Genomic DNA, 16,922 nt, shown 5'->3' on the forward strand with positions numbered 1-16,922 from the left:
CAAAGCTCACGTAGCTCTGCTCATGAAATATTGGCCGTCAAAGGCCCCGTTACTGCTGGCTCTGGTGCTTGTCCTGACTGCCTGTTCAGCGGGGCTCCAACCAGTTGTTGCACCGGTCGAGATGACCCCCGAACCCTCCCAAGCGAGTGAATGGCAGGAGCTCGAGGCGGTGCGTCAGGGCGATTGGTTTCACCTCCTGAACGCCGGGGGTGAGGCGCTCGACTGGCGCCTGCGTGCCATCGACAGCGCGGTCAGTAGCATCGATATGCAGACCTTTATCTGGGATCTTGATAGTTCTGGAGCGGCGATAAAGGAGCATTTGTTGGCGGCCGCGCGGCGTGGTGTGGTGGTTAAGGTGCTGGTGGATGACTCACTGGTTCTTGACGCCGACCAGGAACTGCTCGATATCGATCAACATGCCAGCATTGCGCTGAAAGTGTTTAACCCCTTTAAACGACGCTCCAATCAGGCTGTATTGCGCGAGGTGCTTAACCTGGGCGAGTTTCACCGGCTCGATCATCGTATGCACAATAAGGTAATGGTGATTGATAACCGGGTTGCGGTGCTGGGCGGGCGCAACCTGGCCGACCATTACTTTGGTTTTAGTGAAAGCGATAACTTTCGCGATATGGAAATAGTCGTCGGAGGGCCTGTGGTGCAGCAGTTGGCCGACGGCTTTGATCGCTACTGGAACAATGGCTGGTCGTTCCCCGTTGCAGTCGCCATCGAGCAACGTGCCGCAATGGACTCAGCTCCCGCTCCGCCATTGGCCGACCTAGCGCCGCCTGGCGCTCACCAGGAGCAGCACCCGCAAGACCGAATAGCAGCATGGCTGGAGTTGGTGCAGGGCGCACATGCTGGCTCAGCGCGCCTGCTGCTGGACTCGCCGCCGGCGGACGACCTCACCGCACCCGAGCAGGCGCCCACGGAGTTGGGCGAACAACTGATCCTTGAGATTGACGCCGCTACCCGAGAGGTGTGGCTCATTTCAGCCTACCTGATTCCTACCCCCGAGCTGGAGCACGCAATACAGCGTGCTCGGGAGCGCGGAGTAAGAGTGCGAATACTGACCAATTCTATTAATTCCAATAATCATTTGTTGGCCCACAGTGCCTATCGCAATCACGCCAGAAGCCTGGTGGAAATGGGTGCAGAAGTGCATGAAGTGCGGTTTGACGCCTTAGACCGTGATCTTTATATCGAATCACCGGTGGCCGAAAAATCCTTGAGCCTGCATGCGAAAATGATCGTGTTCGATAATGACCGTGTTTTCGTTGGCAGTGCCAATCTGGATCCTCGCTCTTTGCACATCAATACGGAAATGGGGTTGATTATTCACAGTGCCACTTTTAATGCAGAGGTGCGGGAGGCGTTCGAGCCTGATTTTTCCCTGCGCAACGCATGGCGCTTAGAATTGAATTCCGAGCAGCAGATGACCTGGGTTTCTGATAGCGAAACGCTTAGCCGACAGCCCGCGCATTCGTTTATGCGTCGTATCGAAGATTGGTTCTTGAGCCTGCTGCCAATTGAAGGTGAGATGTAGCGCGAGTGATCGTAAATAGCGCCACCCTGTGCCTGCGCATGGGTATCTGGGGTAATAATCGATGGCGCAAGCAAGTGCCGGCAGCGAACGGCTAACCGTATGATTCTGTTGATTATTTACTAAATCGGCATGAGCCGGTGGAAAGCCCTATCTTTTACGGCACGCGTTGGTATAGTGCACCCCGTCCTGGCGCACTTCGGTCTGCGCCTAGCATCACCGCCACAGCCTGTGGTGGTTGATATCATTGTAAAATCCAAGCCTGGACCGAGCCATTCGCGAGTACGTCGTTACTAAGTCGCTTTTTGGTCAGGCGCTCTCTAATAGAGAGAATCAGGAGCAAGACATACATGTTATTTAAAGATCTCGGCCTCTCGGCTGAACTTCTGCGCGCCATTGAAAAACAAGGTTACGATAGTGCGACCCCAATCCAGGAACAAGCCATACCGTTGGTAATGGAAGGTAGGGACGTTTTGGCCGGAGCCCAGACCGGCACCGGCAAAACTGCCGGCTTTACCCTGCCGGTACTGCAGCTTTTGCAAAACAACTACACCGAAAGCAACAAACGTCATCCCAAAGTGTTGGTATTGACGCCAACTCGCGAGCTGGCCGCTCAGGTGCATGAAAGCGTGCGCGATTACGGGCAGTATTTACCATTTCGCTCTGCTGTCATTTTTGGCGGAGTAAGTATCAACCCGCAAAAGCAAAAGCTCATCAAGGGTGTCGATATAGTCGTAGCCACACCGGGTCGCCTGCTTGATCATGTGCAGCAGCGCAGTATTGATCTGTCCAAAGTAGAAATACTCATTCTGGACGAAGCGGACCGCATGCTGGATATGGGCTTTATCCGTGATATCCGCAAAATATTGAATGTGATTCCCAAGCAGCGTCAAACTCTGCTGTTCTCGGCCACGTTCTCACGTGAGATCAAAACGCTGGCCTCGGAATTTCTGCAGCAACCGGCGGAAATACAGGTCACACCGGAAAACACCGCCGTGGAACTGGTCAGTCAGACAGTTTATCCCGTCGACAAGAAGCGCAAGCGTGAGTTGTTGTCACACAAAATCAGTGATGAATCCTGGCAGCAGGTGCTGGTATTTACCCGCACCAAGCACGGCGCCAACAAGCTGACGGAACAGCTAGCCGATGATGGTATTACTGCAGCCGCGATCCACGGCAACAAGTCGCAGGGTGCAAGAACCAAAGCACTGGCTGGCTTCAAGGCTGGCGACGTCAGGGTTTTGGTCGCTACCGATATTGCAGCCCGCGGTATCGACATCGACAAACTGCCACATGTGGTCAATTTTGAACTGCCAAATATTCCTGAAGACTACGTGCATCGTATCGGGCGCACGGCACGAGCCGGTCAGCAGGGCAATGCCATGTCGCTGGTATGTGTTGATGAGTTGAAGCTACTGAGAGATATCGAGAAGCTGCTGGGTAAGAATATTGAGAAGATCAACTTGCCTGGCTATGACATCGACCCCAGCATCAAAGCTGAGCCTATCGTGAACGGTCGCGGCGGTGGTGGTGGCGGTCGTGGTCGCAGCAATGGCGGCGGCGGTCGCGGCAATGGTTCGCGCGGTCGAGCCGGGTCGGGTGCGGGTAATTCAGGCGCCCGTGGTAATCACACCGGCGGCTCGAGAGCACGTTCAAGCAATGGCAACCAGCGTGCTGGCTAGTATTTCCTTGTCGCTGCCTCGGATGTTCGTGTTTTTACCGGGGCGGCACTATCCGCCATCAGCTGTCTATCATGAAAAATTGTAACCAGTGCGGTAAGTGCTGTCTTCAGTACAGCGATGGTGGTTTATCCGCTACTGCCGAAGAAATCGAGAGTTGGGAGATATTTAATCCCGCCATTGCTGATTATGTCGTCAATGGTCAAATCTGGATGGACCCCACTACGGGTGAGCAACTGACTCGCTGTCCCTGGCTGGAGGAACTGTCACCCAGTTCGGGCTCTACTGCTATCAAGTATGGCTGTCGTATTTACCATAATCGTCCTCAAGACTGCCGCCACTACCCGGTCTCGATCGCCGATATGGTGCGCGATGATTGTGAGATGATAGAAGCGGGAGATCTTGATGAGCCCAGGAAGGCACAGATAGTACTCGACAAACTGATGGCTGACAGCCGTCCACCACTACATTGAGAAACAGTTAGAAGGGGCGCAATGATGTCCAGCCAGATTGTTAAGTTTGAAATTGAAAAAGAAACCAAGAATAGCGTGCGCTATAAAGAGGTTCCCGCCGAGGGTCAGGCTCCCATCGTCGGCAGCCTGTATGTGCAAAAGTGGTTTGCAGGCAATACCAAGAACCTTGAAGTAAGCATAAAAAAGCTGGATTAGCCGCGCTATCATCACACCTGGCCGGCTAGAGCCGGCCCTCAACGCCGATCAACAGCACTCAATGTTGGCTGGCGCCCGATATTCGTTAAACACCGCAAATACCTGATTCATATCAACACCAGGCACGCCTGTGTACAGGAATGATTGCCAATTGATGCCGTTATAGTAGAAACTGACACCATGTCAGATATCGAAGCCTACTCGACCCGTTTACGCGGCGCCGCGAAACCCTCCACAAAAATCGGTAAATCCGATCGTACGCGGGCAGCGATACTGGATGCGGCGCTGGATTTTGTCTGGTCGCAGCCGTTTCATGAAATGACGGTCGGTTCGCTGATGGCCACAACCGGCGTTAGCCGTTCGGCGTTTTACCAGTACTTCCGTGACCTGCACGCAGTGATGGAGGCCTTACTGGATATGCTGGCTGCTGAAATATCCGCTGTCGTTAAGCCCTGGTATGTGGGTGTAGGCGATCCCGTGGCCCTGCTGCACGAAACGGTGTCTGAGCTGGTTCGCATTTGCTATAAGCGCGGTCCCTTCTTACGTGCGATATCCGATGCGGCCGCTACCGACAAACGGCTCGAGAAGGACTGGCAGCAATTTATGAACGGTTTCGATGAAATGGGGGTTGCGCTGGTTACTCGTGATCAGGAGCAGGGTCTGATCCCGCAATTCGATCCACGTCCCGTGATCACCGCGCTCAACCGCCTCGATGTTTATACGATGATAGAGGCATTTGGGCGGCGCCCAAGAAGCAATCCGGAGCCGGTGCGAGAAGCGTTGTTCCGGGTCTGGGCTTCCACGCTTTATGGTGCTGAGTGGGTTGAAAAGGCCTCCTCGACGCTGGTCCGTAAATGAATCATTTGGAGAATTCAATGAAGAGCATATCGGAATTAGAAATCAAGACACGTGGTGCGGGTATAGCGACCGCCGCCCTGCTGTTGGCTATGCTCGTTGGAATGAGCGCTTGTCAAAATGAGCAGAGCCCACCTGCGGCATCCACAGCGCTGCCGCAAGAGCATGCACAGGCCGCGGAGTCGAGCCCGAAAGAGCTAAAGACTTACGCACAAACAACAGAGTTACCGGAGGGTCTCCATACTCCCGACGTCGTTGAGACTTCAATCGGCACCCTAAAATTTACAGATGGGGCTCCGCTTCCTGAAACTGCAGAGTTGGTTTACGAAAACCTGGACAGGATGCGTGGTGTGGATGTCTTTTTGAAAACGATGTCTGCAGCCTCTGTAAGACAGCTTATGGTCGGGCCTGAAGTTCTTGGGACTAACCACAATAATAAGGTAATGATTTCTGACAAGTTATTGGATTCGAAAGCCTATTTTCTAACGGGTAACACCTCTACGCTTTATGTAATGCCAACTTTTAATTTGAAAGAAACCGGAGCAACGGTTCTTGAAGTACCACCAGGTATGCTGGGCGCTTTTAATGACGCATGGTTTAGGTACATGCAGGATGTGGGTCCGATGGGTCCGGATAAGGGAAAAGGCGGAAAATTCTTGTTATTACCGCCTGACTACGAGGGAGACATTCCAGCAGGTTATTTTGTAGTGAAATCTCCTACTTACCGAATTTGGACATTTATGCGTGGCTCCATAGCCAACGGTATAGAAGCCGGGGTTAAAAATATAACAGACAACTTGAAAGTTTATCCTTTAGCACAAAAAGACAGTCCTTCGAAAATGGAGTTTATTAGCGTATCAGGAATACATATCAATACAGTCCACGACAACGACTTTCATTTTTATGAACATGTAAATGCCGTTATTCAGGAAGAGCCCTTGGAAATGATTGATGCAGAAACTCGAGGACTATTAGCTTCAATTGGTATTGAAAAAGGCAAAGAATTTAATCCCGATGAAAGAATGAAACGCATTTTGACCGATGCCGTTGCCATAGCAAATGCTACTGCGCGATCAATAGTCTGGTACCCAAGGGTAAGTGGCAGTGTCGATAACATGAAGGGAATTCAGGTTTACCCGGATACTAATAGTGCCTGGTTAATGGCATGGGTCGACAAAAATGTATTTTTTAACGGTAAAGACGGACAGACCATGAATTCAGATGCAAGGGCTATGTTCTATTACCCTTACACCGCGGTTACACCGGCAATGGCTGTGACTATTCCTGGAGCTGGTTCTGATTATGGTATTGCCTATGTAGATGCAGACAAGCAACCGATGGATGGCGCTCTTACCTATAAAATCCATGTTCCGGCTAATCCTCCCGCCAAGGATTTTTGGGCAATAACTGCGTACGACACTCAAACGCGTTCACAACTCCAGACAGATCAGAAACTACCAACCGTTGGCAGTCAAACCGAAGGTCTCAAAATGAATGAAGATGGATCCTTTGACATCTATTTTGCGCCTGAAGCACCAGCTGGTTATGAGAGTAACTGGTTACAAACCATTCCAGGAAAAAGCTGGTTTGCTGGCTTTAGAATGTATGGACCTATGGAGGCATGGATAAATAAAACCTGGCGGCCAAGCGAAATAGAACTCGTTAAATAGACCCGAACCAGTAACAGAAAGAGGAACACATGTGAAAGCACAATCGACTTTACAGCGAAGCCTGAAAGGCTTGTTTCTAACCGGGGTTGCAGCGCTTGCCCTGACATCGGCGCACGCGGAGGACCTCGTTAAGGTCACTGCCGACAACTACGTTCGCGCCGAGAGCGACGTTCAAATGAAGGGGTACGCCCTGGCCATGGACGCCTTCGGCAAGTTTGCCGTCAACCGCAAGCACTATGATGTCGACAACCAGGTGACCGTTCGCGGAAACCGCGACACGATCTATATGTTCGGAACATTTGACCTTAGCTCACCGTTGACCATTACGATACCAGACTCGGGAGATCGGTATATGTCAATGCAGGCAATCAGTCAGGATCACAACATTCCACCCTCTATCTACGGGCCTGCAACAAAGACCTATACGATGGAGAATATGGGAACCCGCTATATCTTAATTGGCATTCGAACCTTTGCGGATCCTAATGACCCTGCCGATATGAAGATCGCCCACGCCTTGCAGGATGCGGTCGTAGTCGAGCAGGCCGACATAGGCAAACTTGAGTTGCCGAATTGGGATAAGCAGGGTGTAGAGACCTTGCGCAATGCGATCAACGTTTTGGGCTCTACAATGAGGTCCACCCAAGGATGGTTTGGTGAGAAGGACGAGATCGATCCCATTCACCGCCTGCTAGGCACCGCGTTCGGATGGGGTGGACAGCCCAGTGAGGACGCCATTTATCTCAATTTTTCTCCGGAGAAGAACGACGGTAAGACGGCTTACACGCTAACGGTGAAGGACGTGCCGGTTGATGCCTTTTGGTCAGTGATTGTGTACAACAAGGAGTCGTGGATAGTTAAAAATTCTCGAGACATCTATTCCTACAATGGTATCACTGCTAAGAGGGCAGCAGATGGTAGCGCTACTATTCGCTTTGGCGGCGATCCCAATGCCGATAACTACCTTGAAATCATGGATGGTTGGAATTACCTCGTGAGGCTTTATCAGCCGAAGAAGGAAATTCTTGATGGAAGCTGGGCCTTTCCTGAGCCGAAAGCCGTTCAATAAAGTTTAACTATTCGCGCCGACGCTAGGGCGTTGCCTCGACCATGGAAGAGAAGGATAGCAATCATGAAAGCGAAATCGCTTAAGAAGCCAGAGATGCTTATAAAGCATCGCTATGGATTTCCTGGAATTGCCTTGTGCTTTCTCGCATCCGGATTCGCATTTTCTCAGGGTGGGCAGGCCACCGGAGCCGACTTTTCGGTTAGCAGAGACAATGTGCCGCACAAAGACCCGGTCTATTCACCTTACGTCGGCCAGAGCCATCCGGATCGGGTTTACTGGGGTGATTCGCACCTGCACACATCCTATTCATGGGATGCCGGGCTGGTTGGTAATACCCTGGGTCCTGATGCGGCTTATCGTTTCGCAAAGGGTCAGCAGGTAATAGCTAGCTCGGGACAACCGGTTAAGCTGGTGCGACCTCTCGACTGGCTAGTCGTTGCCGATCATGCCGAGAGTCTCGGGGTAGCGGTGTTGATTGAGCGGTCTGATCCTGCAATTCTCGCCAGTGAAGTCGGCCGCAAGACACACGACCTGTACAAAAAGGGCGAGATCTACGACGCGTTCGAGACCTGGGGCTTGAACGTCATTGTCAAAGGTGACAACCCACTGACAGATGAGAATCTCACACGCTCCGTCTGGGAGGAGATTATTGATCACGCGGAAGCGCACAATCAGCCGGGGGAGTTTACCGCGTTCATAGGTTATGAATGGTCGTCAGCTCCGGCCGGCAATAATCTGCATCGCGTCGTTGTAATGCGTGATGATGGCGACAAGGCGAAGCAGGTGCTTCCATTTGCCTCCTATGATTCGGATGACCCCGAGGATTTATGGCGCTGGATGGCAGGTTATGAGGACAAGACCGGCGGACGTGTATTCGCGATCCCACACAACGGTAATCTGTCGAACGGCGTGATGTTTTCAACGGAGACCCTTTCAGGTCGTCGTATCAATAGTGATTATGCCGAGCAGCGCGCCATGTGGGAGCCGTTGTATGAAGCCACGCAGATGAAAGGGGATGGCGAAGCACATCCATTCTTGTCGCCGAACGACGAATTTGCTGACTATGAGAATTGGGATCGTGGCAATTGGAACGGCGAAGTGAAGAAGCCGGAAATGCTGGCGCATGAATACGTGCGTGGTGCGCTCAAAATTGGTCTGCAACAGGAAAAGCGGCTTGGCGTAAACCCATTCAAGTTCGGGCTGGTCGGAGCGACAGATGCGCATACCTCGCTTTCGACGACGCGTGAAGAAAACAATTTTGGAAAAATATCGATGATGGAGCCCGGGCCTGATCGCTGGGCGGGGCAGATCGTACCAGACCCCGACGAGGTCGGCACCAGCACCTATGAGTTCGAGACTATCGCATCGGGCCTGCAGGGCGTGTGGTCGCGGGAAAATACGCGGGAGTCATTGTGGGATGCGATGAAGCGCAAGGAAACTTATGCGACGACAGGTACGCGCATGACCGTGCGGATTTTTGGCGGTTGGGACTATGACGAGAAGGATGTGTTACGACCGGATTTCGCGAAGACAGGCTACCTGGGCGGTGTGCCGATGGGAGGCGACCTTAAGGCTGCGCCGGACGGCAAAGCTACCCGCTTAATGATTCGAGCGCTTCGGGATCCCGACGGTGCCAATCTTGATAGAGTACAAATCATCAAGGGCTGGCTGGACAGCAGCGGTGACCTACAGGAGAAAATCTACGATGTTGCCTGTTCCGACGACAGGGCTGTTGGAACAAACAATCGCTGTGATGGTCTTGTTGGCAATACCGTCAACGTTGCCGCAGCAAGCTACACGAATGATATTGGCGATGCCTTATTGATGGCGTACTGGGAAGATCCGCAATTCAATGCCGAAGAGCGAGCGTTCTACTATGTACGCGTCCTGGAAATCCCGACACCACGCTGGACAACTTACGATGCAGTTTTTTACGGCTTGGATTTGCCGGAAGGTGTTCCTGCTGATCAGCAGGAGCGGGCCTACACCTCGCCGATCTGGTACACACCGTAATAACTAAAAGGCGTTCAGCGCTAATAGACGTGAAAACGCATTGAAATAAAATCGCTCAAGAGGCGGAAGATAAAAATGAAACTCAACTATTTAGTTCTTGGAATTTCCCTGTGCTTGCTCAGTTCGGGCGTCAGCGCGCAGGTTGGGATTACGCTCACTGACGAGTCCATCAAGCCGGGCTATTCGGGCAAGTCCTATTCCCCTTATGCACAGCGCGACTTTTCGAGCCGCCCACTTTTTGGAGACCAGCATGTGCACACTGTCTACTCCATGGATGCGGCCCTGTTTGGCAATACATTGGGACTAGACGAATCCTGGCGTTTTGCGCGTGGAGAAGAAGTCACTTCTTCAACCGGGATTCCGGTAAAACTTGGCCGACCTCTGGATTGGATGGCCATTGCAGATCATTCCGATCAGATGGGATTTGCCGGAGACATCATCAAAGGCTCCCCGGAAGTCATGAAGTCCGAACAAGGCAAAAAGTGGGCCACGGCAATGAGTAAAGGCGGGCAGACGTCTGTGGACGCAGGGATTGACCTGGTGTACACATTCGCTCGGGGAGAAATGGATCCTTATCTGACTGAGACCTACTCGCCAGGTTCAACCAAGTACAACACCATTTGGCAGAGGATGGTCAAGGCAGCAGACCATTACAACGAGCCCGGCCATTTTACTGCGCTTATCGGTTATGAATGGACGTCGTTGACTGATGGCCGCAACTTGCACCGCAACGTAATTTTCCGTGATGGCGGCGATAAAGCCAGTCAAGTGGTGCCATTTACGATGATGGAACCCTATGGAAGTCCCGATCCGCTCAAGCTGTATGAATGGATGGAAAGCTATGAAAGAAAAACAGGCGGCTCAGCATTGGCAATCGCGCACAATGGCAACCTGTCTAACGGCATCATGTTCCCGGTGGGTAAGCAGTTCACCGGCCGCAAGCTCGATAAGTTCTACGTGGAATCCCGTGCCAAGTGGGAACCCCTCTATGAGGTAACGCAGATCAAAGGCGACGGCGAAGCACATCCCTTTCTTTCGTCCGATGACGAGTTCGCAGATTTTTACACATGGGACAAAGGTAATCTTGACGCGAGTGTCAACAAAACCAATGACATGTTGGAGTATGAATATGCCCGGGAGGCAATGAAGAACGGATTAGTCCTGGAGAAAAAATTCGGAACCAATCCTTACAAATTAGGGTTGGCCGCCGGCACAGATGCCCACACTTCGCTTGCTTCCATTGAAGAAGAGAACTTCTTCGGTAAACACCCTGGAAGTGAACCCTCTGCCGAACGCATGAGTGGTTTGTTCCAAGAAGGCGACAATATTCAGATCATGGACTATGAAATGCAAGCCGCTGGGCTTACAGCGGTATGGGCCACTGAAAATACGCGCGAATCCATCTACGACGCTATGCAACGTAAAGAGGTTTATGCCACAACTGGAACCAGAATGGCAATCCGGTTTTTCGGCGGCTGGGACTTCACGCAGGATGACATCAATAGCCGTCATCTGGCTTTTGTTGGTTACGAAAAAGGCGTTCCAATGGGCGGCGATTTGAAGCCTGTGAAAGGGAAAGAAGCGCCCAGCTTCATGGTTGCTGCATTGCGTGACCCCATCGGTGCCAATCTGGATCGTGTTCAGATCGTCAAGGGGTGGTTGGATAAGAAAGGAAAAACACACGAGAAGGTTTATGACGTCGTTTGGTCAGGTGACCGCAAGCCCGATAGCAAGGGTAAACTGCCTGCTGTCGGTAACACTGTAAACGTAAAAGCGGCTAATTGGACCAATACCATTGGTGCTCCAGAGCTGCTCACTGTCTGGACTGATCCGGATTTTGATGCCAAGGAGAGCGCCTTCTACTACGTACGTGTTCTCGAGATTCCAACACCGACCTGGATCGCCTATGACGCCTTCCGCTTTGGTGTCGAGTTATCCGAGATACCCAAGGGGGCAAAGACCGTAGAGCAGGAGCGTGGCTATACAACTCCGATCTGGTACACGCCGTGAAAACCAACCACCTCAGCAATGGAGAAGTAGAATGAAAACTTTAGTTACCCTCGTTACGACATTAATGTTCATGTGCACGTTGAGCCCAGCCTTCGCAGGCCCCTCAGACCGGCAAGACAGACGTGAAGTAAGGCAAGAGTCCGACGTGCGCGAAGACAGACGTGAAGAGCGCGGCAGATCCGATGAACGGCAAGACAAAAGAGAATGCCGTCAGGAAGAAGGCGCGGTAGGCAGCGATAAACGTGAATGTAAGCGAGAAGAAGTTCGAGATGGCCCTCGTGGTGGTGATGGGGATGACTCGTAAATAGGCACCAGGCCAGTCATGAGCAGAACCCCGTGCTTTGCCGTCGGGATATCGGAATTAACAATCAAGAGAGAGTGAAAGCGCCATGAAAACGATATTGAATTTGCATGGAACGCTTGCTGCTTTTTTGCTAGCGGGGCTCTCAATCTTTGCCCTCGCGCCGGCTCACGCGGAGGATCCGGCCCCGGTGGCACCATCACCTACGTTCGAGAAGCCCAGGCTGGTGCTCCAGATCACCGTCGACCAGTTCCGGGGCGACCTGCCGACGCGCTACGCCGACCGGCTCGGCGAGGGCGGTCTTCGCTACCTGCTCGAGGAGGGCATCCATTACAACAACGCCCACCATGGCCATGCTAATACGGAGACCATCGTGGGTCACGTGACCCTGGCAACCGGCGCGCACCCGGCAGCGCACGGGATGATTGGCAACCTCTGGTTCGACCGTACAACCGGTCTCACGACCTACAACATCGAGGACCCAAACTATAGCCTTCTGACCAAGGGCGCCGATGTGGATGCCGACACCGAGATCGATCCTACGCAGAAAGCCGCTACCAGCGACGGTCGTTCGCCCATGGCCATACTTACCACCACGTTTTCCGATGAACTGGCGTCGCTGACTGCCGGCAAAGCCAAGGTTTTCAGCGTCTCGGTCAAGGATCGCGGCGCGGTGTCGATGGCGGGACATACCGGCAAGGCCTTTTGGTTCTCAAAGGCAGTGAACCAGTTCGTGACGAGTAGCTACTACTACGACGAGTACCCCCAGTGGATTGTTGACTGGAACGCCAAGAAACTTCCCGAGAGCTACGCCAACCGCGCCTGGGAATTACTGAACCCGATCGACACCTACCTGTTCGGCGATCGCGACGACCAGGAGTGGGAAGCCGAGCTTGGCAGTTATGGGCGCACCTTCCCCCATAAATTTACGACACCCGAGAACCCGTATTTTTCGACCTTCTTAACGATCAGCCCGGCGGGCGACCGAATTACGACGGATCTCGCGAAAACCCTCATCGCCGAGGAAGGACTGGGGGATGACGAGATCACCGACTATCTCGGCGTCAGCTATTCCGCGACCGATATCATCGGTCATTTCTTTGGCCCTTCTAGCCTCGAGTCTGAGGACAATATACTGCAGCTCGACCGCACACTCGCAGATCTCTTTGCCTATGTGGATAAGGAGATAGGGTTGGAGAACACGCTGATCGTGCTGTCTGCTGATCATGGCGGCCCCGAGGCTCCAGGATACCTGAAGAGCATTGGCGTCCCGGCTGACTACGTCTCGCCTGACGAATGGGACACGGAGCCTGTGGTCGCGCGGATCAAAAAGAAGTTCGGTATCAAGGGAAAGATGATTGAAGGCTACGACCACCCTTATCTTATCCTGACCAGTGATGTTATCAACGATCCCGAAATCGACCTCGCGGCGCTTGAGACCACCATCGCCAAAGAGCTCGTCGCCTTTCCCGCCGTGTCTTATGCAATCCCCAGCACCTCGCTTGAGCGCGGAACGGTTCCCGACAACGGACTGACACGAGCAGTCCTGAACAACTACAACGCCGCCCGCTCGGGCAACATCTATGTGGTGTTCAACCCCGGTTGGTTCATCAACAATCTGGACGGGTTGTCGGTGGCGGTCGTACACGGCTCACCCTGGCGATATGACACCTATGTGCCAATCATCTTTGCTGGCAACGGGATCAAGCCGCAGACAGTCTCGCGCCGCGTTCATACGGTAGACGTGGCACTGACACTTGCCACCGCCATTGGAACAAAACCACCTTCTGGTGCGGCTGGCGAGGTCTTGCTTGAGGTGCTGGGGCAGTAAGCGGGCGTCTATAAAAAGGAATAGAAGATTAGTTATGGAGCGAACTCTGTTTATAACAGGGGATTCAACCTTTGCCCTGACGGCCCACTGAGATCGAACTGGCTAAATGAGAGTTAGGTATGAATGGAATAACAAATAGTTTATTTGGCAGTTGGCGTCATCTGATTGAAGATCCGGTTTTGGTTAGTGATGTAAAACATACGGTTGTAAAAGGCTCAGTTCCGTCCTTTGGTTTTTTCTTTATGCTGGCAGCTGCTGGTGTCATTGCCACATTTGGCTTGTTGTCCAATAGTGCTGCAGTGATTATAGGGGCCATGATTGTTGCGCCACTGATGAATCCCATTATTTCCCTGGCATTCGGTGGTATAGAAGCCAACAGAGTGCTTGTTTCTCGCTCGCTGTTAACGATTGTCATTGGTACTATCGTCATTATCGCAATGGCTTTTCTTGTTTCTGAACTCATTGGCTGGAAACTGGCAGGTTCGGAATTGATCGCACGCATGAGCCCCAGCCTTCTTGACTTGGGTATCGCTGTCGCAGCAGGAGCCGCTGCAGCGTTTGCCTATACTCGGCCAGGGGTCTCTTCGGCGCTAGCCGGTATTGCGATTGCTGTCGCCCTGGTGCCGCCCTTGTGTACGGTAGGCATTGCGCTTTCACTTGGACACAAAGCCGGTACCGATATTGGTTTTGCAATGGGAACGGTAAGTGCCCGGGGACCCTTCCTACTATATTTGACCAATATTTTCGGCATCGTTCTCTCAGCTAGTCTTATTTTCTTTTTGCAGTACTTTCGCCGTCAAGCATCGGCGTTCATATCATTGGTTCTTGTTGGTAGTTGCTTGTTATTGGTCATTCCGCCATTGGGAATCAGTATGGACAACCTCCTGGTTCGTAACCTGGTACATCGCAGCTTGACGGTTAAAACACAGGAATTAGTGCTGGCAGATCGTGATGTGCGATTTAACAACCTGAGCATACGTCTTAAAAATGGCTCGGCTTACGTTCGAGCGGATCTGGTCGCATCAGCGGGCGCCTTGAATCAGGGTGTTGTGAATTCAATTCGGGATAGTATTTCTGAAAGTATAGATATGCCAGTCGTGCTGGAGTTCAGCATTATCCCTGAGACGATAGTTCGCAGTTCCGGTGTTAGCACATCATCAAAATAGAAGGTAAATCAGAGATTAACCCACAATCGAAACCCTATCGAAACCCTATCGAACACTACAAGCCCTGTTAATAACGGGTATCTCAATCTTTGCCCTGGCATCGGTCTATGCCGCGGATGCCACGAGGTTACCGGCTTCAACTTCGTTCGTGCAGAGACGGACGTTCAGGTTTTAGTAAATTGGAGAACGAAGAATGTATAGGAACCGAGGGCTGAGACTTTCAGAGACGCGGCAGAGAATTAGTTTGCTCTGCCTTTGCGTCATTTTTCTGTGTATTTCGCAGGCGGCGTATAGCCAAAAGTATCTTGTTGCCAAGCCATTGCCGGGAAACATAGTCGTCGAAAATGTGATACTGATTGATCGTTCCGGCGAGGTGGAGGACGTCAAAGTCAGTCTTAGAATTCGAGACCACAAGCTGGACCTCATTACACAAAATGCACTGATAGCCGAAGAATCTGACCTGGTTCTGAATGCTAATGACGGCATGGTCCTGGGTGAGTTAAATCTCGGCGAGGCTCCGAGTTTCATGATACTGAGCAGCGATCCGCGGGAGGACTTCAACGTTCTCCTTAATACCGCTGCTCACACGAGTTTCGCGATGCACGACGGCAAAGTTGTTCGTAACAACCTGGAGCGTATCGCAGCGCCGGAAGCTGGCACTAAGGTTGAGCCAGGTGGCTGGTTCGCCTATGCAGCACCACCGGTTTCATTGCCTGTGGCGTATAGGAACAAGCACAAGTGGAACCGATTCGACACCGATTGGATCGCTGGATCTCTTTTCGGTGCACTGGTGGTGGATCGACAGTACTGGCCCAGGCAAGATGCAAACAGCGAGGCGCAAGTAGGTGATTTGAAGGAGTTCGAGGCGGGAGAAATTCGGGCGCTGCGTTTTGGGCTTGTCGGCAGCCTGAAACTGCCGACACCGGTTCTTTACTCAATCTCTGCGTCGACCAACGCTTTCGACAAAGGTATCGATGTTAATCAGATAGACGATTTTTCCTGGAGCGACTGGCGCTTTGATGTGCCGGCTTTTGCTGGTACTACACTGAGTATAGGCAAGCAGAAGGAGCCGATTTCCATGGAGCGCCTTATGGGTCTGGTCCATATGCCGATGCAAGAGAGAACAGCAGCGGGAGACGCCTTGCTACCCGCGCGTAATACCGGGTTGATATGGAGCGGCAATGCGTTCCAGCGTGACGTTAGCTGGGCGGTCTCGGCGTTCATGCCGGGTCTGGACCCGGAGGCCGACATTGGAATGAGTGAAAGCCCGACTAGTTATGTGGCCCGCCTCACCGGCGTGCCCTATGAATCTGAGGACACTAGCGACCTGGTGCATCTGGGGCTAGGTGTCCGCTATACGGATGCGGTTGCGGAGTTAAGGTATGCGAGCGAGCCTGAATTCAACCAGGCGCCGATATTTATCGACACAGACGAATTCACGGCGAATGAGGTATACACCTATAACCTGGAGGCATCCTGGCGCCGGGGGCCGCTCTGGCTGATGGGCGAATATCTTTATCAGGACATCAAAGCGCCAGCTCTGGACGCCCCTGGTCTCTCCAGCTATTACATTCAGGCCGCTTATACGTTGACCGGAGAGAGACGCGAGTATAATCGCCGCAGCGGAGTCTTTCGTCCCTTGCAGCTTGCCCGCAGCGTCAACCAATTTGGCTGGGGTACCTGGGAATTGGCAGCTAGATTCTCCTCAGCTGATTTCGATGATGGTGAAATCAACGGTGGTGAGCTCGATATTTACTCGCTCGGTCTCAACTGGTGGCTGACACCTGCATTCAGTTTTTCAGTGAACTATCGCTACAGTATTCTCGACCGGTTTGGTGTCGAGGGCGAGAGCAGTGGCGTAGCTAGTCGGTTGGTACTCATGCTGAATTGATTTCCGAATTTATTGTGAAGGTTTATCTGGTTCCCGCTGATTCTGCTGCTGAATTATCAATTCGCCACGCACAGGCGCTGCTGAAGTCGCTGTTCGATACTCCAATACCGGGCTGTCCGACGCGACCGTGGATGGGGGATATGGACATTTATTCAATACCCCTCAGTGCACTATGCCGAGGCATACACGCTCTTTTAATGTAGCAGGTCAGTTACTTTAAGCCAGGTGG

Annotated in this window: 13 protein-coding genes; all 13 read left to right on the top strand. The window is 52.4% G+C overall.

The annotated features are described in order from the left end of the window. The first annotated feature begins 22 nt into the window (after window positions 1-22). The 13 genes from EYC98_RS06955 (at window position 23) to EYC98_RS07015 (ending at window position 16,693) form a co-directional block, all read left to right on the top strand. A complete protein-coding gene (locus EYC98_RS06955; protein ID WP_279244592.1) occupies window positions 23-1,543 on the top strand; it encodes a phospholipase D-like domain-containing protein in 1,521 nt (506 codons plus the stop codon). Window positions 1,544-1,890: 347 nt separating this feature from the next. Further along, window positions 1,891-3,222 (top strand): DEAD/DEAH box helicase, encoded by a 1,332-nt coding sequence (locus EYC98_RS06960; protein ID WP_279244593.1) that lies wholly within the window; start codon window positions 1,891-1,893, stop codon window positions 3,220-3,222. A gap of 71 nt (window positions 3,223-3,293) precedes the next feature. Then, entirely contained in the window at window positions 3,294-3,692 is a 399-nt protein-coding gene (locus EYC98_RS06965; RefSeq protein WP_279244594.1) for a YkgJ family cysteine cluster protein, read from the top strand. A gap of 21 nt (window positions 3,693-3,713) precedes the next feature. Further along, on the top strand, window positions 3,714-3,887 hold the full coding sequence (locus EYC98_RS06970) for a hypothetical protein (protein ID WP_279244595.1): 174 nt from the start codon (window positions 3,714-3,716) through the stop codon (window positions 3,885-3,887). Between the two features lie 180 nt (window positions 3,888-4,067). After that, complete coding sequence (locus tag EYC98_RS06975; protein WP_279244596.1) at window positions 4,068-4,745, top strand: TetR/AcrR family transcriptional regulator; 678 nt, start codon at window positions 4,068-4,070, stop codon at window positions 4,743-4,745. Window positions 4,746-4,762: 17 nt separating this feature from the next. Continuing rightward, on the top strand, window positions 4,763-6,412 hold the full coding sequence (locus tag EYC98_RS06980; RefSeq protein WP_279244597.1) for a DUF1254 domain-containing protein: 1,650 nt from the start codon (window positions 4,763-4,765) through the stop codon (window positions 6,410-6,412). Window positions 6,413-6,443: 31 nt separating this feature from the next. Further along, on the top strand, window positions 6,444-7,481 hold the full coding sequence (locus tag EYC98_RS06985; RefSeq protein WP_279244598.1) for a DUF1214 domain-containing protein: 1,038 nt from the start codon (window positions 6,444-6,446) through the stop codon (window positions 7,479-7,481). Window positions 7,482-7,544: 63 nt separating this feature from the next. Next, a complete protein-coding gene (locus tag EYC98_RS06990; RefSeq protein WP_279244599.1) occupies window positions 7,545-9,494 on the top strand; it encodes a DUF3604 domain-containing protein in 1,950 nt (649 codons plus the stop codon). Between the two features lie 75 nt (window positions 9,495-9,569). Further along, window positions 9,570-11,504, top strand: coding sequence for a DUF3604 domain-containing protein (locus EYC98_RS06995; protein ID WP_279244600.1), 1,935 nt, complete (start codon window positions 9,570-9,572; stop codon window positions 11,502-11,504). 31 nt (window positions 11,505-11,535) lie between these two features. Beyond that, on the top strand, window positions 11,536-11,808 hold the full coding sequence (locus EYC98_RS07000; RefSeq protein WP_279244601.1) for a hypothetical protein: 273 nt from the start codon (window positions 11,536-11,538) through the stop codon (window positions 11,806-11,808). Window positions 11,809-11,893: 85 nt separating this feature from the next. Further along, entirely contained in the window at window positions 11,894-13,636 is a 1,743-nt protein-coding gene (locus EYC98_RS07005) for an alkaline phosphatase family protein (protein WP_279244602.1), read from the top strand. A gap of 119 nt (window positions 13,637-13,755) precedes the next feature. Next, complete coding sequence (locus tag EYC98_RS07010) at window positions 13,756-14,802, top strand: DUF389 domain-containing protein (RefSeq protein WP_279244603.1); 1,047 nt, start codon at window positions 13,756-13,758, stop codon at window positions 14,800-14,802. A 244-nt stretch (window positions 14,803-15,046) separates the two neighbouring features. Continuing rightward, the gene (locus EYC98_RS07015) at window positions 15,047-16,693 is read left to right on the top strand and encodes an OprO/OprP family phosphate-selective porin (RefSeq protein WP_279244604.1); all 1,647 of its coding nucleotides are present in this window, start codon (window positions 15,047-15,049) and stop codon (window positions 16,691-16,693) included. Window positions 16,694-16,922: the final 229 nt, after the last annotated feature.

The organism is Candidatus Litorirhabdus singularis (genome assembly GCF_026262625.1).
Classification (GTDB): Bacteria; Pseudomonadota; Gammaproteobacteria; order Pseudomonadales; family Halieaceae; genus Litorirhabdus; species Litorirhabdus singularis.

Coding starts and splice junctions, on each gene's coding strand:
- EYC98_RS06955 (WP_279244592.1), top strand. CDS start 23: ATGAAATATTGGCCGTCAAAGGCCCCGTTACTGCTGGCTCTGGTGCTT.
- EYC98_RS06960 (WP_279244593.1), top strand. CDS start 1,891: ATGTTATTTAAAGATCTCGGCCTCTCGGCTGAACTTCTGCGCGCCATT.
- EYC98_RS06965 (WP_279244594.1), top strand. CDS start 3,294: ATGAAAAATTGTAACCAGTGCGGTAAGTGCTGTCTTCAGTACAGCGAT.
- EYC98_RS06970 (WP_279244595.1), top strand. CDS start 3,714: ATGATGTCCAGCCAGATTGTTAAGTTTGAAATTGAAAAAGAAACCAAG.
- EYC98_RS06975 (WP_279244596.1), top strand. CDS start 4,068: ATGTCAGATATCGAAGCCTACTCGACCCGTTTACGCGGCGCCGCGAAA.
- EYC98_RS06980 (WP_279244597.1), top strand. CDS start 4,763: ATGAAGAGCATATCGGAATTAGAAATCAAGACACGTGGTGCGGGTATA.
- EYC98_RS06990 (WP_279244599.1), top strand. CDS start 7,545: ATGAAAGCGAAATCGCTTAAGAAGCCAGAGATGCTTATAAAGCATCGC.
- EYC98_RS06995 (WP_279244600.1), top strand. CDS start 9,570: ATGAAACTCAACTATTTAGTTCTTGGAATTTCCCTGTGCTTGCTCAGT.
- EYC98_RS07000 (WP_279244601.1), top strand. CDS start 11,536: ATGAAAACTTTAGTTACCCTCGTTACGACATTAATGTTCATGTGCACG.
- EYC98_RS07005 (WP_279244602.1), top strand. CDS start 11,894: ATGAAAACGATATTGAATTTGCATGGAACGCTTGCTGCTTTTTTGCTA.
- EYC98_RS07010 (WP_279244603.1), top strand. CDS start 13,756: ATGAATGGAATAACAAATAGTTTATTTGGCAGTTGGCGTCATCTGATT.